The following is a 16,305-nucleotide window of genomic DNA, read 5'->3' on the forward strand; positions in this document are numbered from 1 at the left end:
ATTTTTTGCGAGGGCTTTTTTTCGATCAGTCCATCTGATAATCAAGCGTCTGCAGCTTCCATGATGGCCTGCGTCCATTCTGCTGCTCGTTCATACGCTGTGGCTGTCACAGCTTCTTTGAGTTTGGGATCTGCATCCATCAATTCCATGAATTGCTGTCTGTCGAGACTGATGCAGGTACTGTCAACGACAGCACGTACGGACCACGTACGCGGTACTGGACGTATCAAAGCCATTTCACCAAAGTAATCACCATCATCGAGCATACCCAGCGGCGTTTCTTTATCACCTTCCAGGTTTACATAGTTTTCCAGCTTGCCACGGGCGACGATGTAGAATTTGCTGCCAGGCTCACCTTCTTCAAATACCGGCTTGCCTGCAGCAAAGGATTCTGACACCAGCGACTTGGACAGTTTTTGTAAAACTTCGTCCGTACACTCTGACAGAAAAGGAATGCCCCTGAGTCTTTCGACCGAGATGCTGGCTTTACCATCGTCAGTAATCGTGAAGCCGCTTTGCTTGCGCCACAGCATGGCATAGCGACCATCTTTGGCCAGCAATTCTTCATGTGTGCCAGACTCCACCACCAGGCCCTTCTCCATGACGATGATGAGATCGTATTTGGTGATGTGGGTGAAGCGATGGGTGACGGATACAACGGTCCAATCGGCAGAGATGGCATCCAGGGTCGCACCTATTTCGGCTTCGGTATGAGCATCAAGTGCCGAGGTGGCTTCATCCAGGAAGAGAATGCGCGGCTTGCGCAACAGCGCGCGAGCAATGGCGATACGCTGACGCTGGCCACCTGAGAGGCTGCCGCCCTGGCTACCGACAATGCTTTGGTAACCGTCCGGGAAGGTTTCAATCAAATCATGGATGCCCGCATCTTTGGCAGCAGCAATAATTTCTTCATCTGTTGCATCCAGGCGGCCCATGCGTATGTTTTCTGCGATCGTAGTGTCAAACAAGGCGGTGTTTTGCAAGACCACACTGGTTTGGGCGCGCAATGACGCTTCTGTGCCATCACGCAAATCCACATTATCGAGCAATATCTGGCCCTTGTTGGGATCATACAGGCGCATCAGCAATGACAAAACCGTAGACTTGCCGGAACCGGAACCGCCAACGATGGCAACCGTCTTGCCTGCTGGGATTTCTATATCGACACCACGCAAGATGGGGTGGCCAGATTGATAGGCAAACTCCACTCCTTGTAATTTCAGATTTTCTTGAATGGCTGGCAGCGTCGTTGCGTTTGGACTATCTGGCAGAGCCGCCTGCGCGCTCAGCAATTTTTGTATGCGTGAATAACTGTTCATGCCCTGCACCAGCAAGGGGATGGCCTGGGTCAGGTTGTCGGTGGCACCACCGATATTCAATAACAAACCAATGAAGGCGATCAACAAACCTGTCGTCAAGAAACCCATGACTGCCAGTATGGCCCCTACCCCCAGCACGCCTATCTGCAAGAAACCTGCAGCTACATTGGTGGAGCGGCCTATCATTGAAGTGAAGAAGTTGGCTCTGAAATCATCTTCCTGCAAACGTGTCAGCCTGTCGCCAAATTGCTGCTCACGATAATTGCTGAGATTGAAGGTGCGTATGGTCAGGTGATTCAATAAATTCTCTTGCACCATGCCGGCATTGCCAGACTGCAGATCATCACGCGAACGGCCAAATTTGCGCGCACGCGGGCCAAAAGGCTTGGGCGCAAAAGCGATCATGGGCATGAGTATCAATGCCACCATGGCCAGCCGCCATTCGATGACGAATAACAGGATAAGGCTGGTGACGATAGTGACCAGGCGCATGCAAAAGCTGGGTAAGCCACGCACCAATGCTGTTTCTATCGCCATCACATCAGGGCCAAAGCAGGCGATGATGTCACCTTGCGGTGTTTTGCTGAAAAAGTCAGTGGATTGCTTTTGCAGGTTGCTGAACATTTTTTCTTGCAGGTTCTTGGATATTCTGGAACCTATGGTGGCAGTGCCAAAATCCTGCATCAACCCGGCACCAGCATTGAGTATGAAACCCACGGCCAGCACACCCAGCAAAATCGCCAGCAAACCCATGTCCTTGTTGACGATGGCCTTGTCGAAGATATAGCGATAACTCAAGGGCATGAGCAGGTTGAAGGCAATCTGCACCAGCAAGGCCAGCGCCACCAGGCTGGCTAGCAGACGGTAGGTAAAAGCCAGGCCCAGTGCCTGGCCGATAAAACCCCAGAAACTGACTTTGTGCTCGCCGGCTGCTGGCTTGGGCGTTTCGGTCTTGGGTGCTGCTGTTTGATCACTCATGCTTGCTCCGTTTTGATATACATATATGGACAACTGACATGAAGGTGTTATTTCAAGATGCACTAATTCTTAAGCAAACTTGCGACATATTCACTTAAGAGATGTATCGTCGGATAATCCCAAACGATGGTTGATTCAATTTCTATACCCAGTAAATTATCCAGCTCGACAATCAGGTCCATGACGTTGATGGAATCCAGACCCAGGCTATTGAAGGGCATGTCGGGATCTATATCCTTGGCTGGCTGCTCCAGCAATTGCGCTACCCGATTTATCAGCCAGTCTTCTAACTGTTCTGCATTCCAGTTTGCCAGTTTCTCTGTCATTATTTTTTCCCGGATTTTTCTTTTAGTCTTTGTTGCGGAATTCTGCAGACGTTGTACGTTGCCTGATACTGTCTGGCAATTCAGCAAACGCACGGCGATTCTGTCCATAGCTGGTTTTGCCACTGGTGGTTTTGCTGATACCCATGGGGCCGACGAAACGCAAATGCGTAATCGTTATTTCAGCAGGAGCAACCGCCAGCCTGACTTGATTGGCCAGTTTTTCCAGCTCTGCACTCAATACCTGATCAGGTGTATCGACAAACCAGCTTCTGGCCGAACGTGCCAACTCACACATGACGATAATGCTTTCCCCTTTTGCATTCGCATCATCATAGGAAAAAACGGCGACATCCTCAATGCCAGCTACCGCATTCTGCACTAATGCTTCGACATCATGGGGATATATATTTCTGCCATTCACGATCAGCAATTCTTTGCTGCGCCCCGTCACGTAGAGTTGCCCATCTACAATGGCACCGATATCGCCGGTGACCAGGTAACGTACCTGCGATTGATCGACCAGTTGCGCATGGAAGGTAAGCTGACTTTGTTCCGGGTTGTTGTAGTAAGCCTCTGGCACGCTGGGGCCGGTGATCCAGATTTCACCTATCTTGCCGTCGGCCAGCCTGTGCTTGTTCAGCGGATCTGCAATTGCAATACGCTCAGGATCAGCATAACCACTGGCGACCAGTTGGCGGCTGTCTTCCTCGCTCAGCGCTGCGCTGATATATCCCTGTTCCAGGCCAAGCACAGACACGGTACGGATAAGGGGATCATGGTTGCCCGTAGCAAATAATGTGGTTTCAGCCAGACCATAGCAGGTCAGCATATTTGTATTGGAATAACCCGCTGGTGCGAAACGCTGCTCAAATTTTTGCAGGGTAATGGCGCGTATGGGTTCGGCACCGTTGTAGGCGGTTTTCCAGGATTGCAGACGCAAGCCTTCAACATCTGCATCGGCCACACGATCCGCACATAGCTGATAGGCAAAGTTGGGGCCGCCGGACATGACTTTGCGGTCAGCATCTTGCGTAGAAATCAGTTGCAACCAGCGCACCGGGCGTTTGATGAAAGCCGATGGTGCCATGCTGACACCGGGTATACCGCCATAGATGGGTGTCAGCAAACCGCCTATCAAACCCATGTCATGGTAATGCGGCAGCCAGTTGACCATGACAAATTCCGGATCTACCTTGAAGTCTTTTTGTATCAGGGCCAGATTGGCTGCCAGGTTGCTGTGGCTGACCAACACGCCTTTGGGCAAACTGCTGGAACCGGACGTGTATTGGATGAAGGCATAATTCTGTGGCTTGCGTCCTGTCATGCCGCAGCCACTACCATCCCCTAATAACTTCAACTGTATGGTACTAAGGATGTGCATACCCTCCAGCGCCGGGCTGGATGCAAATACATCTTGCAGGCGCAGCACTTCACTCTCGCTGGTCAGAGTCATCGTTGCGCAGCAATTGCTGACAATGGCTTCAAGTATATGTGCCTCGCGCCCGCGTCTGGGCATGGCGATGGGGATGGCAATGACGCCTGCCAACTGGCAAGCCAGAAACGCCTGGATGAAATCCAGCCCTGGTGAAAACGCCAGGATGATCATGCGTGGATGTTCTTCAGGCCAGCTCAGTTGCAGCAGACCACAGGCGATTCTTTCACTGGCGGTATATAGTTCCTGGCGGCTAAGGTGTTCGGCCAGGTCTTGCGAACGTTCTGGCATCCAGGACATGGCAGCGGCATGCGCATCCCTGTCCATATGGGCACGATATTGATCCATCAAGCTCAGTGGGCGCGTTCTCATGTCTGCCATTTTTTACAAATCCATTTGCAATTGAAATAATTCAGCCAATGCAGTGATGGCCTCGCGTTTGCGTTCTTCCAGATGCCACATGTGATAGATGATGATGCTGTCGGCGTCATAGCGTTCCTGTATCGCCAGTATCTGGTCGCGGCAAGACGCTGGTGTGCCATAGATATTGACGCGCATGGTATTGCCTATCCAGCTTTCAACCTGCTGTTTTTGCGTTTCAGCGATTTCCGTTGTATCAGCGCAAACGCAACTGAGGGCGATGGCGATCCTGGCTTTATCGGTATTGCCCTGATATTCACCAAACTGACGTTTGTAAGCGCTGGTGATTGCCGCATCCTGGGTGCTGGCCCTGTGGAATAGCGAATACGCGTAGCTGGCTGCCGATTTGGCTGCCAGTTCTGCCGTGCCAAAGCCAGAACCCATGATCCAAAGTGGTGGTCGTTCGGCAAAGCATGGTGTCGCTGCATGGGCAAAGCGATGCCCTTGCGGGAAATCGCCGTCCAGATAACGCAACAAGGCGGACAGCTTGTCAGCAAACTGTTTGGTGATGACACCAGGTGCTTCGTTTGAGCCAGACAGTGCAGCCAAAGCAACGGGGTCGGCTGGTACGCCACCGCAAACACCCAGCACAACACGCCCACCCGACAATGCCGAAAGGCCGCGATAATTTTCTGCCACGGCAAGCGGGCTATATAAGGGTAGCAATACCGCTGCTGAACCCAGACCTATACGCCGCGTGGCTTGCGACAAAGCTGCCAGCATCATTTCCGGTGCGGCCCATGAAAAATGGGATTCATGATGTTCTGCCAGCCACAGGCGTTCGTACCCCAGTTGGTCTGCCAGTTTGGCCATCCTGAAAGTTTGTGCCAGTACATCAGCACCATTCTGGCCGGGAGCAATAATGCCCAGATCAAGCAGTGATAAGCTCAATGTACTCATGCTGCCGCCTTTACTGGGATGAAGGAAGGATCAGGGTCCACGGCGCTATAGGTATTCCAGAACAATACACGCCGACCTTGCAGGGTCTGCTTGCGGAACATGGCAAGAGTCTTTGAAATATAGGTGGTTTCGGTGCGGAAGTTACTTGCTTCCGCCACTTCTTTGGCTGCCTCATCTGCATCGGCATTGCTTTGCCCGTAACCTGGCCCAGCAAATTCATCGACCCAGAGTATTTCGCCAAATTGAGGTTCCTGGGTATAACCAGCCTGGCGCAACAATGCCAGGGTTTTCATCGCCAGTTTTTTCATCTTGCCCGGGCCGGTGATCATCATGGGTACCATGCGTACAGCCACGACACGTATAGGTAAACCCGCCATGGCCATGCCCAGCCAGACGCCAGATGCAGTCGCGCATGTACCGGTGGGGATGACGATGTCATCAATCATGGGTAATTCACCATTCTTGATGGCAGCGGCGATTTCCAAAGCACCTTCAATAACACCCAGCACCCCGATGGGGTGGTGGGAGCCAGGTGGTATCCAGTAAGGACGCTGCCCCTGATGCCGGGAATAACGTATGCGCAAGAACGCCAGCGGTACATCAATGAAACGTTCACACCGCAAAAACTCCATGCCTAATGCAGGCAGCAGGCGCTTGTTAAGCCCGGCTTCATGGACATTCGGTTGCGGTGTCAACAAGGCACGTGCATGCAAACCATGCAGGCGTGCGAAAGTGGCTGTCGCCAATACCTGATGGCTGCCCAACGGCCCCATGGTGGCAACACTGCTCGCGCCTTTGGCAATCGCGTCACCAAAGAAATATTCCAGATTCCTGACCTTGCTGCCGCCGTAGATGGGTGAACTGAGATCATCACGCTTTATCCACAACTCTTTCAAATTCCAGCGCTCTGCCAGACTGGTTTCATGGCTGATGGGTGTCGGCCTTTGCACCAGATCCACTGGTTTGTACATGGCATCCAGCCCGGGCACCATGATGCTAAGGAGCCGCGCTGTCATCATGCGTGCTCCGCAGGGTTGAGCATGGCTGGGCTCAGATATTGAAATTCTTCAGCCAGTGCGCTAAAGCAGCTGGACTGACTACGGTTCAGATAAGCTTGCAGGCGTGGTTCCAGATCAGGATAAGCGCTCAGTCTTTGCAAGAGTGCTGGTACCACTCTTTGCAGGCAGGCCAGCATCAATAAAGATGGGTTGCGGTATTCCGCTTCGGCATCGGCAACTGGCCCCAGCATGAAGTGGCGCACGGTTTTACTCAGGTCAGCAAAGGCAGCCATCAGCATTTCCATGAAAGCAGCATCTGTCTTGACTTCTGCCATGGGAATGATGGAACCCAGGTCTACAAAGCCGCCGTCAATGACGGCATTTTGCATTTCCAGGCAATGACCTATGCCTATGTGTTCAGTACGCCCCGGCAAAAAACCCAGTGCGAGTATTCTGGCGACAAGATCTATCCAGCGATCGACCACCTGCTCTGGCGTCAGTCCATAGCTAGCCGTCAGGCTGGCTAATCTTTGCAGCCACGGCCCATTGCCCAGTTTTTTCAGTTCCGCCGGCAAGTGGGCAACCCGCAGTGGCAGACTTGGGTAGTAATAAATGATGGCTGCAAGGCCATCTGCCGACGCGGTTTCAACGATACGCATGGCGCGTTCTGACAACAGGTGTCGCATGGCATTTAAATGGCGATCGCGTGCTGACGCTGGCCACAAGATGACCAGCAAGGGTGTTGGTATACAAGCCAGTTGGCCAAAACGCTTTAAATGCGCCTGTTGCAACATACAGGCTGCCTTGGCATCTTCTACTGCTTCAAAGGCACTGATGGCCAGCGGGATTTTTTGCTCGACCAGGGCAAAATGTTCAGCCGCAGAAAACAGGGATTTACCACGTACCGGATAATCAATACGAAATTGCGACAGCACTGCAAGATGCTGGTCACGATCATGCGCATACACTTCCGTTCCCTTGTGGGCCAGCACACCGGCACCGGTATGTTGGTAAAAGGCCCGAAGGTGGCGATAGGGCCGCTGGAATCCATCAGACTGAAAAGGATTGATGCTGTGTGCACAAGGCAGTGCCTGGCGCAAAGCAGCCAACCTGGTATGAATGTCAGGCAAAATTGCAGTCAAGGCAGCATGCAAATCCGGTGCCTGTTTCAGCACATCCCACAATACTCCCTCGGCGCTGTGTTCGGTACAGCTTGAATTATCTTTTACGTTTTTTTCAATCATGGCGTCATTCATGATGTGGCTACCCCTGGTTTGCGCAAATCCTTTAATCTTTGCAGACCACTCTTGCGCAGGTCACGTTTCGCTGCTTCCTGCCTTTCTGCGCCATCGAGTGCCAGCATGGCAGCCAGGCTGCTATAGCTGATACTGGTATCGGCTGCGACCTGGCCAAGTACAGCCATGAATTCTCGCTGTAGGCTTTCTGCAGTTGCAGTCGTAAACAGATCGGTGCTGAATTCCAGCGTGGCGCGCAATTGCGGTTCATCGATGACCGTCAGCAACAAGTCATATTTGGCGGTATCAGTATGCAGATCGATGGGCTGTATCTGGAAGTGCGTATTATCGAGTTGCGCCAGTGGTGCATTCTGCAAGACAAACTTGTGCTGGAATAATGGCATGCCACCGGCATCGCGTGGCGGGTTCAATTCTTGCACCAATAAGTCAAATGGCAAGTGCTGGTTAAAGTAGGCTTGCAAACTGATTTGCCTGACCTTGCCCAGCATGTCGGCGAAGCTGGTGCAATCAGAAAAATTGCTGCGCAAAACCAGTTGATTAACAAAGAAACCCTGGATTTTTTCTGCCAGTGGATGGTCCCTGCCTGCGATATCGCTACCGACGACGATATCATCCTGCCCCGACCTTTGCCGTAAGACCACGTAAAAAGCCGTCAATAAAAACATGAACAGTGTGGATGAATGCTGGCGCGCTACACGGCGCAGCTCATCAGAGAGTTTGACATCCAGTTGAAAATTGATACGTGAACCTGCATGGGTGCTGGCTGCAGGTCGGGGGAAATCAGTAGGTAGTTGCAAGCGCGGCAAGGCAGTCAGTTGCTGCTTCCAGTATTGCATTTCCTTGGCCAGGTATTGTTCTTCCACCTGCTGTTCCCACCAGTGGCTGAAGTCGGCATATTGTAAAGCGGGCTCTGCAAATGCCTGAGAACGTTCAACTTCTGCAGCATATGCCTGCAACAGTTCCTGAGCAAACAGGGCAATCGCCCAACCATCGGTGGCGATGTGATGTATCAGTATCAGCACATAGGCTTGCTGTTCACCATTGAGCAGCAAGCTCAGGCGCACAGGTCGTTCATTTTCCAGATCAAAGGCTTGGCTGGCAAGTTGTTTAAGTCTTGCCGTGATCTGTGTTTCATCCATATTCTGCGCGGTGATCTCTTCGACGTGAAATGCCACACCGGCATCATCATCCAAGGTTTGCAAGACTGCGCCCTGCCCTTGCTTGCTGATACGCAGGTTAAGAATTTCATGACGCTCTATCACCTGTTGCACCGCGCGCTGGAAAGCTGGCTGGTCGATCTTGCCATCCAGCCGCGCTGCCAATGCAACATTGTAATTGGCACTGGCCGGTTCCATCTGGTGCAGGAACCACAGACGCGATTGCGCACGTGATAAAGGCAAACCCCCGGCACGATTCAATACCGGAAAAGTTACCGTCTGCGCTGAAGTATGACCAGTCAATAATTCGCGCACCGCTGTTGCCAATGTCTGCAAGACCGGGTATTCAAAAATCAGGCGCAAAGGCAAATCCATGCCAAAGGCAGCACGCAGTCTTGCCATGACGGCTGTTGCCCGCAGTGAATGGCCACCCAGTGCAAAGAAATCATCAGTGGCGCGCACCCCTGACACAGACAATACTTCAGACCACGCAGCCGCTATGATGCCTTGTACTGCATCATCACCGGTCTGCGATGCTATCTGCACACCACTATTACGTCCGGGCAGCGGCAGATTCTTCCTGTCCACTTTACCGTTCACTGACACAGGCACACTTTCCAGTCGCAAAAAATGCGATGGCAGCATGCTGGCTGGCAGTTGCTGCTGCAAATGCAGGCGTAATTCTTCCTGCCCCAGATTCTGACCGGGATGCAGCACATAATAGGCAATCAATTCCTTATCGGATTTGCCAGATGCCGGGCCGCCGTCGTTATGGTCGTGGACTATACAGATCGCATCGCGTATCGCAGCGTGCCTGCCCATGGCAATTTCTATCTCACCCAGTTCTATGCGAAAGCCGCGTAGCTTGACCTGGCTGTCGAGACGACCAAGGAACTCCATGACACCATCAGGATAAAACCTGGCCCGGTCGCCAGTCTTATACATGCGTGCAGCCTGTACACCTGGTCTACCTGGCTTGGCATGGGGATCATGCAGGAAGCGTTCAGCCGTCAATTCTGGCTGGCCAACATAGCCTTCAGCCAGGCAATCACCACCTATGTATAAATCACCAGGCAAGCCCACCGGCAGTGGCTGCAAGTCGGCATCGAGGATGTAATAACGGGCATTCTGTATCGGCCTGCCATAGGGTATGCTGACCCAGTCTGGCTGCAGGTCACCAACGATATGGTAATTGGACCAGATCGTCGCCTCAGTCGCACCGCCAAGTGCAACCACACAGACGCCGGGGAAAGCCGCTTTCATGCTGTCGGGCAAGGCCAAAGGTATCCAGTCACCGCTGAGGAAAATCAGGCGCAGCCGGGCGGTGGCGGAACGCTGCGGCAATAATGATTCAAGCTGCCACAAGGCAGCGGGGGCAGAATCCCAGAAAGTAATGTTCTCGGTTTCAACGATTTTCAATAAGCGCTCAGGATCGGCAATTTCGACTTCATTGGCTATCCTGATGACACCACCAGCAGCTAATATGCCAAAGATGTCATACACCGACAAATCAAATGCAGGTGAAGTGACGAACAAGAGCTTGTCTTGTGCACCGACGTTAAAAGTATGGTTCACCCAGGCTATCAGATTGATGGCTTTTTGATGCAAGACCAGTACACCTTTAGGCTTGCCGGTAGAACCAGACGTAAAAATCACATACGCTGGGTCTTGCGGGCGTGCATAATTTTGCAGTGGGCTGACCGGTAGTGCAGTCGTCTGGTCGACGCAAACTACTTTCAGTTGGCGTTCGGCAGCCAAGGCTTGTGTGCTATCGACCAAACTGCTGACCGTCAATATGCAGCGCACTGGCAAACTATCGAAAATCGCCATGACACGGGCGGCAGGTAATTGCGGTTCTATTGGTACATAGTGATGACCGCAAGCAACTACAGCCAGCAAGGCGATCAACATTTCGCGATCGCGTGTGAGCCTGACAGCGACCGGCGAATGAGCGGCCAAGCCTGAATCTGTCAGGGCACGTGCAAGCTGACTGACCCTGTCTTGCAGGCTGGCATAGCTCATGCTGCCTTGCGCATCGATCAGGGCAACCGCATCTGGCGTACGCGCGGCCTGTTTTATAAAGATACTGGCCAGGGTGGCAGTGGTATCGTAAGCACGGGCAGTGTCATTCCATTGCTGCAATTGCAGATGTCGCTGTTCTGCTGTCAGCAAATGCAAATCCCTGACTGGCTGTTCACTACTGGCGTGTGCCATTTGCTGCAACAGAAAGCGATATTGATCAAGCATGGCTTGCTCCATCGTTGGCTCTATGCGTGCACTGTCTGCCAGCAGGCGCAGGTGCAAACCGTCACTTTTCGGTTCAACGATCAGTGTCAGTGGGTAATTGGATTCTTCCTGCAGATGGTAATCGACGATGCTTGCATCACCCAGTTGTTTGCCTTGCACCGCCAGCGGATAATTTTCATAGACGACGATACTGTCAAACAGTGGCTGACCTGACGGCAGCTCACTCCATTCGGCCACGCGGCTGAGGCTGCTATGCTCATGTTCACGCGATGCAGCCAGGTGTCTGTGCACATCTGTCAGCAGGTTGGCTATGCTATGATCGGCAGCATGCTTCATACGCAAAGGGATGGTATTGATGAACAGGCCGACCATCTGCTCTACCCCATCCAGTTCGGCGGGCCGGCCAGAGGTGGTGACACCAAACAACACATCTTTGCTGTCTGCATATCTGGACAACAGCAAACCCCAGCCAGCCATAATGGCGCTGACGGTAGTTACACCTGTTTTTTGTGCCAAAGCGTTCAATGCAAGCATGTCATCAACGGACAGCAAGTTATCCAGGGCCACGACTTTGGCTGCGACACCATTATTACGCTTCAACACCGGCAAGCCGGTCGCCTGTTCAAAACCGCGCAGGGCATGTCGCCAGTAATCTTCTGCTGCCAGATTGTCGCGCTTGCCCAGCCATTGCAGAAAATCAGTATAGGGCCGTTCAACGGGCAACCCGGATGGCTTGCCGTGTAACAAATCTGTGTAGACCTGCGCCACTTCAGCGAGTACCAGACCGGATGCCCAACCGTCTAATATCAGATGATGATGGCTCCAGATCATGTCCCATTCATGCGCTGACCAGCGCAATATGCTGACGCGCATCAGCGGTGCTGTATCCAGTACAAAACCATGTTGACTGTCTGTCTGTAGAAATTGCGCACGCAATTTTTCATGCTCTTGTTTTGCTTGCTGACTGTAATCAATGACTTTAAACGGAAGGGCTATATCTGCCTGCAATTGCTGGCGTGGCTGGTCGCCCGTCCACAAAAAGCGCATACGCAAAGCGCAATGATGGGCAATAACGGTTTCCCAGGCTTGCTGCAACTTTTCCGTATCCAGATCACCGTGCAGATGCACCTGCAATTGCTGGAAATAGGCGGCACTGGCCGGTTCACGCAAATGGTGAAACAGCATGCCTTGCTGCATCGGCGTCAGGGGGAAAACCATTTCCATATTTGTTCCAGCCCTCATAGGTATTCAAACATCATAGGTATTCAAACATCATACGTAGCAAAAACAACATTGATATTACAAGCCAAGCATGGGTAACAGTATTTGTCGTCCCAGCCCATGCAGTCTTTCGACTTCTTTCAATTCCTGGTCGAGAGCATCTACCACGGCACTGACTCGGGGTGCCTCCATCATGGACATGTGATCACCAACGATATCGCGCACTTTGACAAAGCACAGCTTATCCCAACCCAAATTCTTTTCTTCCGGGTTGTAATGTACTGCTGCTTCGCGTATTGCTTCCGGCAAGGCCAGGGTAGCTTTCATCAGCAAGGTGCGACGTGGCAAAGGGCCAGCGGTATAGCGACCAATAACGGTCACATTTTTTTCAAACACACGGAACAAGCGAGCAATTTCTTTTTCATCAGCATGTGGCGGTACATAATCTGCTTCACGCGCCAATTCCAGCAGACGCTGCAAGGCGGTATCAAAAGGTAGCTCAGACAAATCCGGACAGACGATCTCTGCCTTGTGGGCAATCAGGCGTGAGATGGAGCGTAACAAACGTTCACGTCGCGGCGCAGATTCTGCCAAGGGGGCGACCTGGCTATCTATCAGGCACAGGAAGGCAATTTCATAACCGCGTGCCAGCGCCTGCCTTGCCATTTCATAGGCGATGATGCCGCCCGATGACCAGCCCGCCAGCAAATAGCGCTGGTCCTTGACCAAAGGGGCGATCTTGTCCAGATACAGGTTAGCCAGTTCTTCCACGCTTTCATAGGCAGCTTCACCCATCAGGCCGGGGTCTTGCAGGGCAATCACTGGCCGGTCCGTCGTCAAGCCACTGGCCAGATCGCGATAACACAATACACTACCACCAGTGGGATGAACCAGAACGACGGGTGTAAGCTGAGGATTGCCCGCTCGTATGGGTATCAGCACCGGATCAAGCTGCAGACTTTCACCGCGCAATAGCTCTGCCTGCGCTGCAATAGTCGGTGCGGAAAACAGCGAGGTTAGCGGCAACCTGTAGCCAAATTCTTTTTCTATTTCTGCCATCAGACGCACTGCCAGTAACGAATGCCCGCCCAGGTCAAAGAAGTTGCTGGTGATGCCGACCTGGGATACATGCAAAACACTTTCCCAGATACGCTCAAGGCGCATTTCCAGCGTATCGCGCGGCGCCTGCGAAGTTGCAGTATTCGAAGGCCGCAATTTAAGCAGGGCCTTATTATCGACCTTGCCATTGGGCATGAAAGGGAAGGCATCAATGGGTATCAGCCAGTTGGGTAGCATGTATTCTGGCAAAGTAGTTGCCAGTACTTGTTTGATCTCAGCGACGGACAGGTTGGCACCTGGCTTCAAAGTGTAAAAACACAATAGCTGATCTATGTTTGCCGCATCCCTGTCCACCACCACCGCAGCCATCAGTACATCGGCCTGCGCCGCGACGATAGCTTCTATCTCGCCCAGCTCTATGCGGTAACCACGCAGCTTGACTTGTCTGTCAGCGCGGCCAAAACAATCCAGGCGACCATCGACACGCCATGCCCCCAAATCACCGGTGCGGTACATGCGCTCGCCATTGTTTGCGAATGGATCAGTAATAAATCGCTCCGCCGTCAGGGCGTCACGCTGGTAATAGCCTTGCGCCAGACTGGCACCAGCCACATACAATTCACCGCGTACACCTATGGGTTGCGGTTGCAGGTATTCATCCAATACATAAATGCGAGTGTTATCTATAGGCTTGCCAATGGCGACAACGACATCATCCAGGCTCAGCTTTTCAAATACAACTTGTACCGTGGCTTCGGTTGGGCCATACAGGTTGATGCATTCTGCACCGGCTGGCAAAGCGCTCAATGCCTGCCGTACCAAATCTGCATCCAGCACTTCGCCGCCACAACAGAGGCGGCGTAAACGCAGGCATTTGGCAAATTCTGGTTGTGCCACCAGCATGCGCAACATGCTGGGTACAAGCTGCAATACGCTGATATCAAAATCCTGCAAGGTCTGTAATAAGCCTTCCGGGTCTCTTTCTACGCCTGGTGCGGCCAATACCAGCCTAGCACCTGCCATCAGAGGGGCAAAAACTTCCCAGACCGAAGCATCAAAGCTGATGGCGGTTTTTTGCAGAACGGCGTCATCTGCATTCAGAGGCAAATCCCTGAGCATCCATTGCATATGATTGGCGAGAGCGCCATGCGATACGGCAACCGCCTTGGGTAATCCTGTGGAGCCAGAGGTATAAATCAGGTAAGCGAGATCACTTGCCTGCAATACAGGGAATAAAGGTTTTTCTGGATTTTCAATCGCAGGCAAGGTATCAACCGTGATCAGCCGGATTTTTTCCAATAGCCTGGTAAAAGCTGTTTGTTGCTTCAACTGAGCGGCAATGGCAGCACTGGTCAATAATAAACTCGCACCGCTGTCTTGTAACATGAAGGCGATACGTTCTTCAGGATACGCTGTATCCAGCGGCAGATAGGCAGCGCCCGCTACCTGTATTGCCAGCAAGCTGGCTATCATGTCGACACTGCGATCCAGCAACACCGCAACGACTTTGGCTTTGGATTCGTCCTGCTGTCTGGCAAGCAATACGTGCTGAGCCAGTTCCTGTATGCGGGAGGAACAGGTTTGTCCATTCAATTGGGTAGACGGACTTTGTATGAATATCTGTTCAGGATGCAATGACAGGCAGTTAAGTATGGCTTGCACTGGCGCTTGCCATGGTACTGCAGGTGCGACTACTGGTCCGGCAAAGTCATGCATGAGTTTATGTCGCTCACCAGGACCTAGCAGGTTCAACTTATCAATCTGCGCAGCCGGTGTTGCTACTATTGCCGCCAATAAGCTCAGTAATTCTTCTTCGAGGTTTTGCATGCTGGCAGAATCGCAGACTGCCATATCGTAATCAAAATACAGTTGTAGCTGGCCTGGTGCATTTGCATAAGCTGACAACACAAGCAGACAATCATCTGTCCAGGCAAAGGGAGCATCTGCTGCTATCAATTTTCCAACGCTACCCTGCTGCCAGCAAAACCCGGCAGCCAGACTCAGCTTGCTATCCAGCGGGGCAATATAGTCTTGCAGAGCACAGATTTCGTCAGTAGCTGCGCTGAAGGTCTTCAGTAAATCTAAAAAGCAGGCTCGTGGCGTGATGGTAGTCTGCAATGGAATAAAGCGTGCCATTGGCCCCATGGCGGTAGCCATTTCATCATAGGCGCGCCCACTGGCCTGATATGCAACAGTTGGTGACTGTGGATTTAATCTGTATAGCAATACGGACCATGCCATGTAAAGCAAATGAGCAAGTGGTATCTGCTTGTCCGCTGCCAACGTATTCAGCGCATCCGGTAAACCTGCCGGGAATGTCAGAGGCTGGCGTTTGACATAGGGTGCCGCCTGGCGTTGCCCGCGCAAGAAGGGCCAGTCTGGCAGATTGCTGCCTGGTGCCAGACTATTAGTGCTATCCCATGCCGGCAATTGCACGTCTTGCTGCTCTGCCAGCATATCGTGCTGCCATTGCGCCAGACTGGTGAAAGGCAGGTCTTCTTCCGCAATTTTTGCGTTTTTTACATTCACAGATTCTGCACACCATACTGCATCAGTCAATTTCTCCTGGACTTCAGCCAGTATCAGCAAAACCGTCTGCGCATCAGCACACAGAGCCGACAGGCCAAGGCGGTAATGGTTTTCATTGAGTTTTTGCAGGCAGGCCCGCTGGTCTTCATGAATGGCAGCCAATTGCGGTGTTACTATCTTCGTTGGTGTCAGCACTTCTGCGGGTGTCTGCACTGGCAACTGCATACCAGGTAACATGCCAAATTCCATGCGCAGTATTTCATGCCTGGCCAGTACATGATCAAAGGCACAGCACAAAGTATTTTCACTCACTTCTTCGCAACGGAAATCAACACTGACCAGATAAGTCTGCTGACCATCTCTTTGTGCCAGTTGCCACAACCTTTGCTGTACTGGAGACAATGAAAAACCACTTTTTAATTTGCTGCTCACGTGCCTGTCCTTACTTGGTCTGTACTTGGTC

Annotated in this window: 8 protein-coding genes; all 8 read right to left on the reverse strand. The window is 52.2% G+C overall.

The genetic code is table 11. The annotated features are described in order from the left end of the window. Positions 1–41 precede the first annotated feature (41 nt). Entirely contained in the window at positions 42–2,297 is a 2,256-nt protein-coding gene (locus AC1RVX_RS09945; RefSeq protein ID WP_493216426.1) for an ABC transporter transmembrane domain-containing protein, read from the reverse strand. Between the two features lie 62 nt (positions 2,298–2,359). Further along, a complete protein-coding gene (locus AC1RVX_RS09950; RefSeq protein WP_493216427.1) occupies positions 2,360–2,623 on the reverse strand; it encodes an acyl carrier protein in 264 nt (87 codons plus the stop codon). Positions 2,624–2,645: 22 nt separating this feature from the next. Further along, a complete protein-coding gene (locus tag AC1RVX_RS09955) occupies positions 2,646–4,436 on the reverse strand; it encodes a fatty acyl-AMP ligase (protein WP_493216428.1) in 1,791 nt (596 codons plus the stop codon). Positions 4,437–4,439: 3 nt separating this feature from the next. Next, positions 4,440–5,375: an MsnO8 family LLM class oxidoreductase gene (locus AC1RVX_RS09960; protein ID WP_493216429.1), complete on the reverse strand. Its 936-nt coding sequence runs from the start codon at positions 5,373–5,375 to the stop codon at positions 4,440–4,442. Beyond that, a complete protein-coding gene (locus AC1RVX_RS09965) occupies positions 5,372–6,394 on the reverse strand; it encodes a 1-aminocyclopropane-1-carboxylate deaminase/D-cysteine desulfhydrase (RefSeq protein ID WP_493216430.1) in 1,023 nt (340 codons plus the stop codon). The genes AC1RVX_RS09960 and AC1RVX_RS09965 overlap by 4 nt, the downstream gene beginning before the upstream one ends. Then, positions 6,391–7,617 (reverse strand): hypothetical protein, encoded by a 1,227-nt coding sequence (locus AC1RVX_RS09970; protein WP_493216431.1) that lies wholly within the window; start codon positions 7,615–7,617, stop codon positions 6,391–6,393. Before AC1RVX_RS09970 ends, AC1RVX_RS09965 begins: the two co-directional genes overlap by 4 nt. 8 nt (positions 7,618–7,625) lie before the next feature. Beyond that, positions 7,626–12,257, reverse strand: coding sequence for an amino acid adenylation domain-containing protein (locus AC1RVX_RS09975; RefSeq protein WP_493216432.1), 4,632 nt, complete (start codon positions 12,255–12,257; stop codon positions 7,626–7,628). Between the two features lie 75 nt (positions 12,258–12,332). Further along, positions 12,333–16,274 (reverse strand): non-ribosomal peptide synthetase, encoded by a 3,942-nt coding sequence (locus tag AC1RVX_RS09980; RefSeq protein ID WP_493216433.1) that lies wholly within the window; start codon positions 16,272–16,274, stop codon positions 12,333–12,335. Positions 16,275–16,305 lie beyond the last annotated feature (31 nt).

It is taken from the genome of Undibacterium sp. GW821-FHT11B02, from assembly GCF_058808955.1.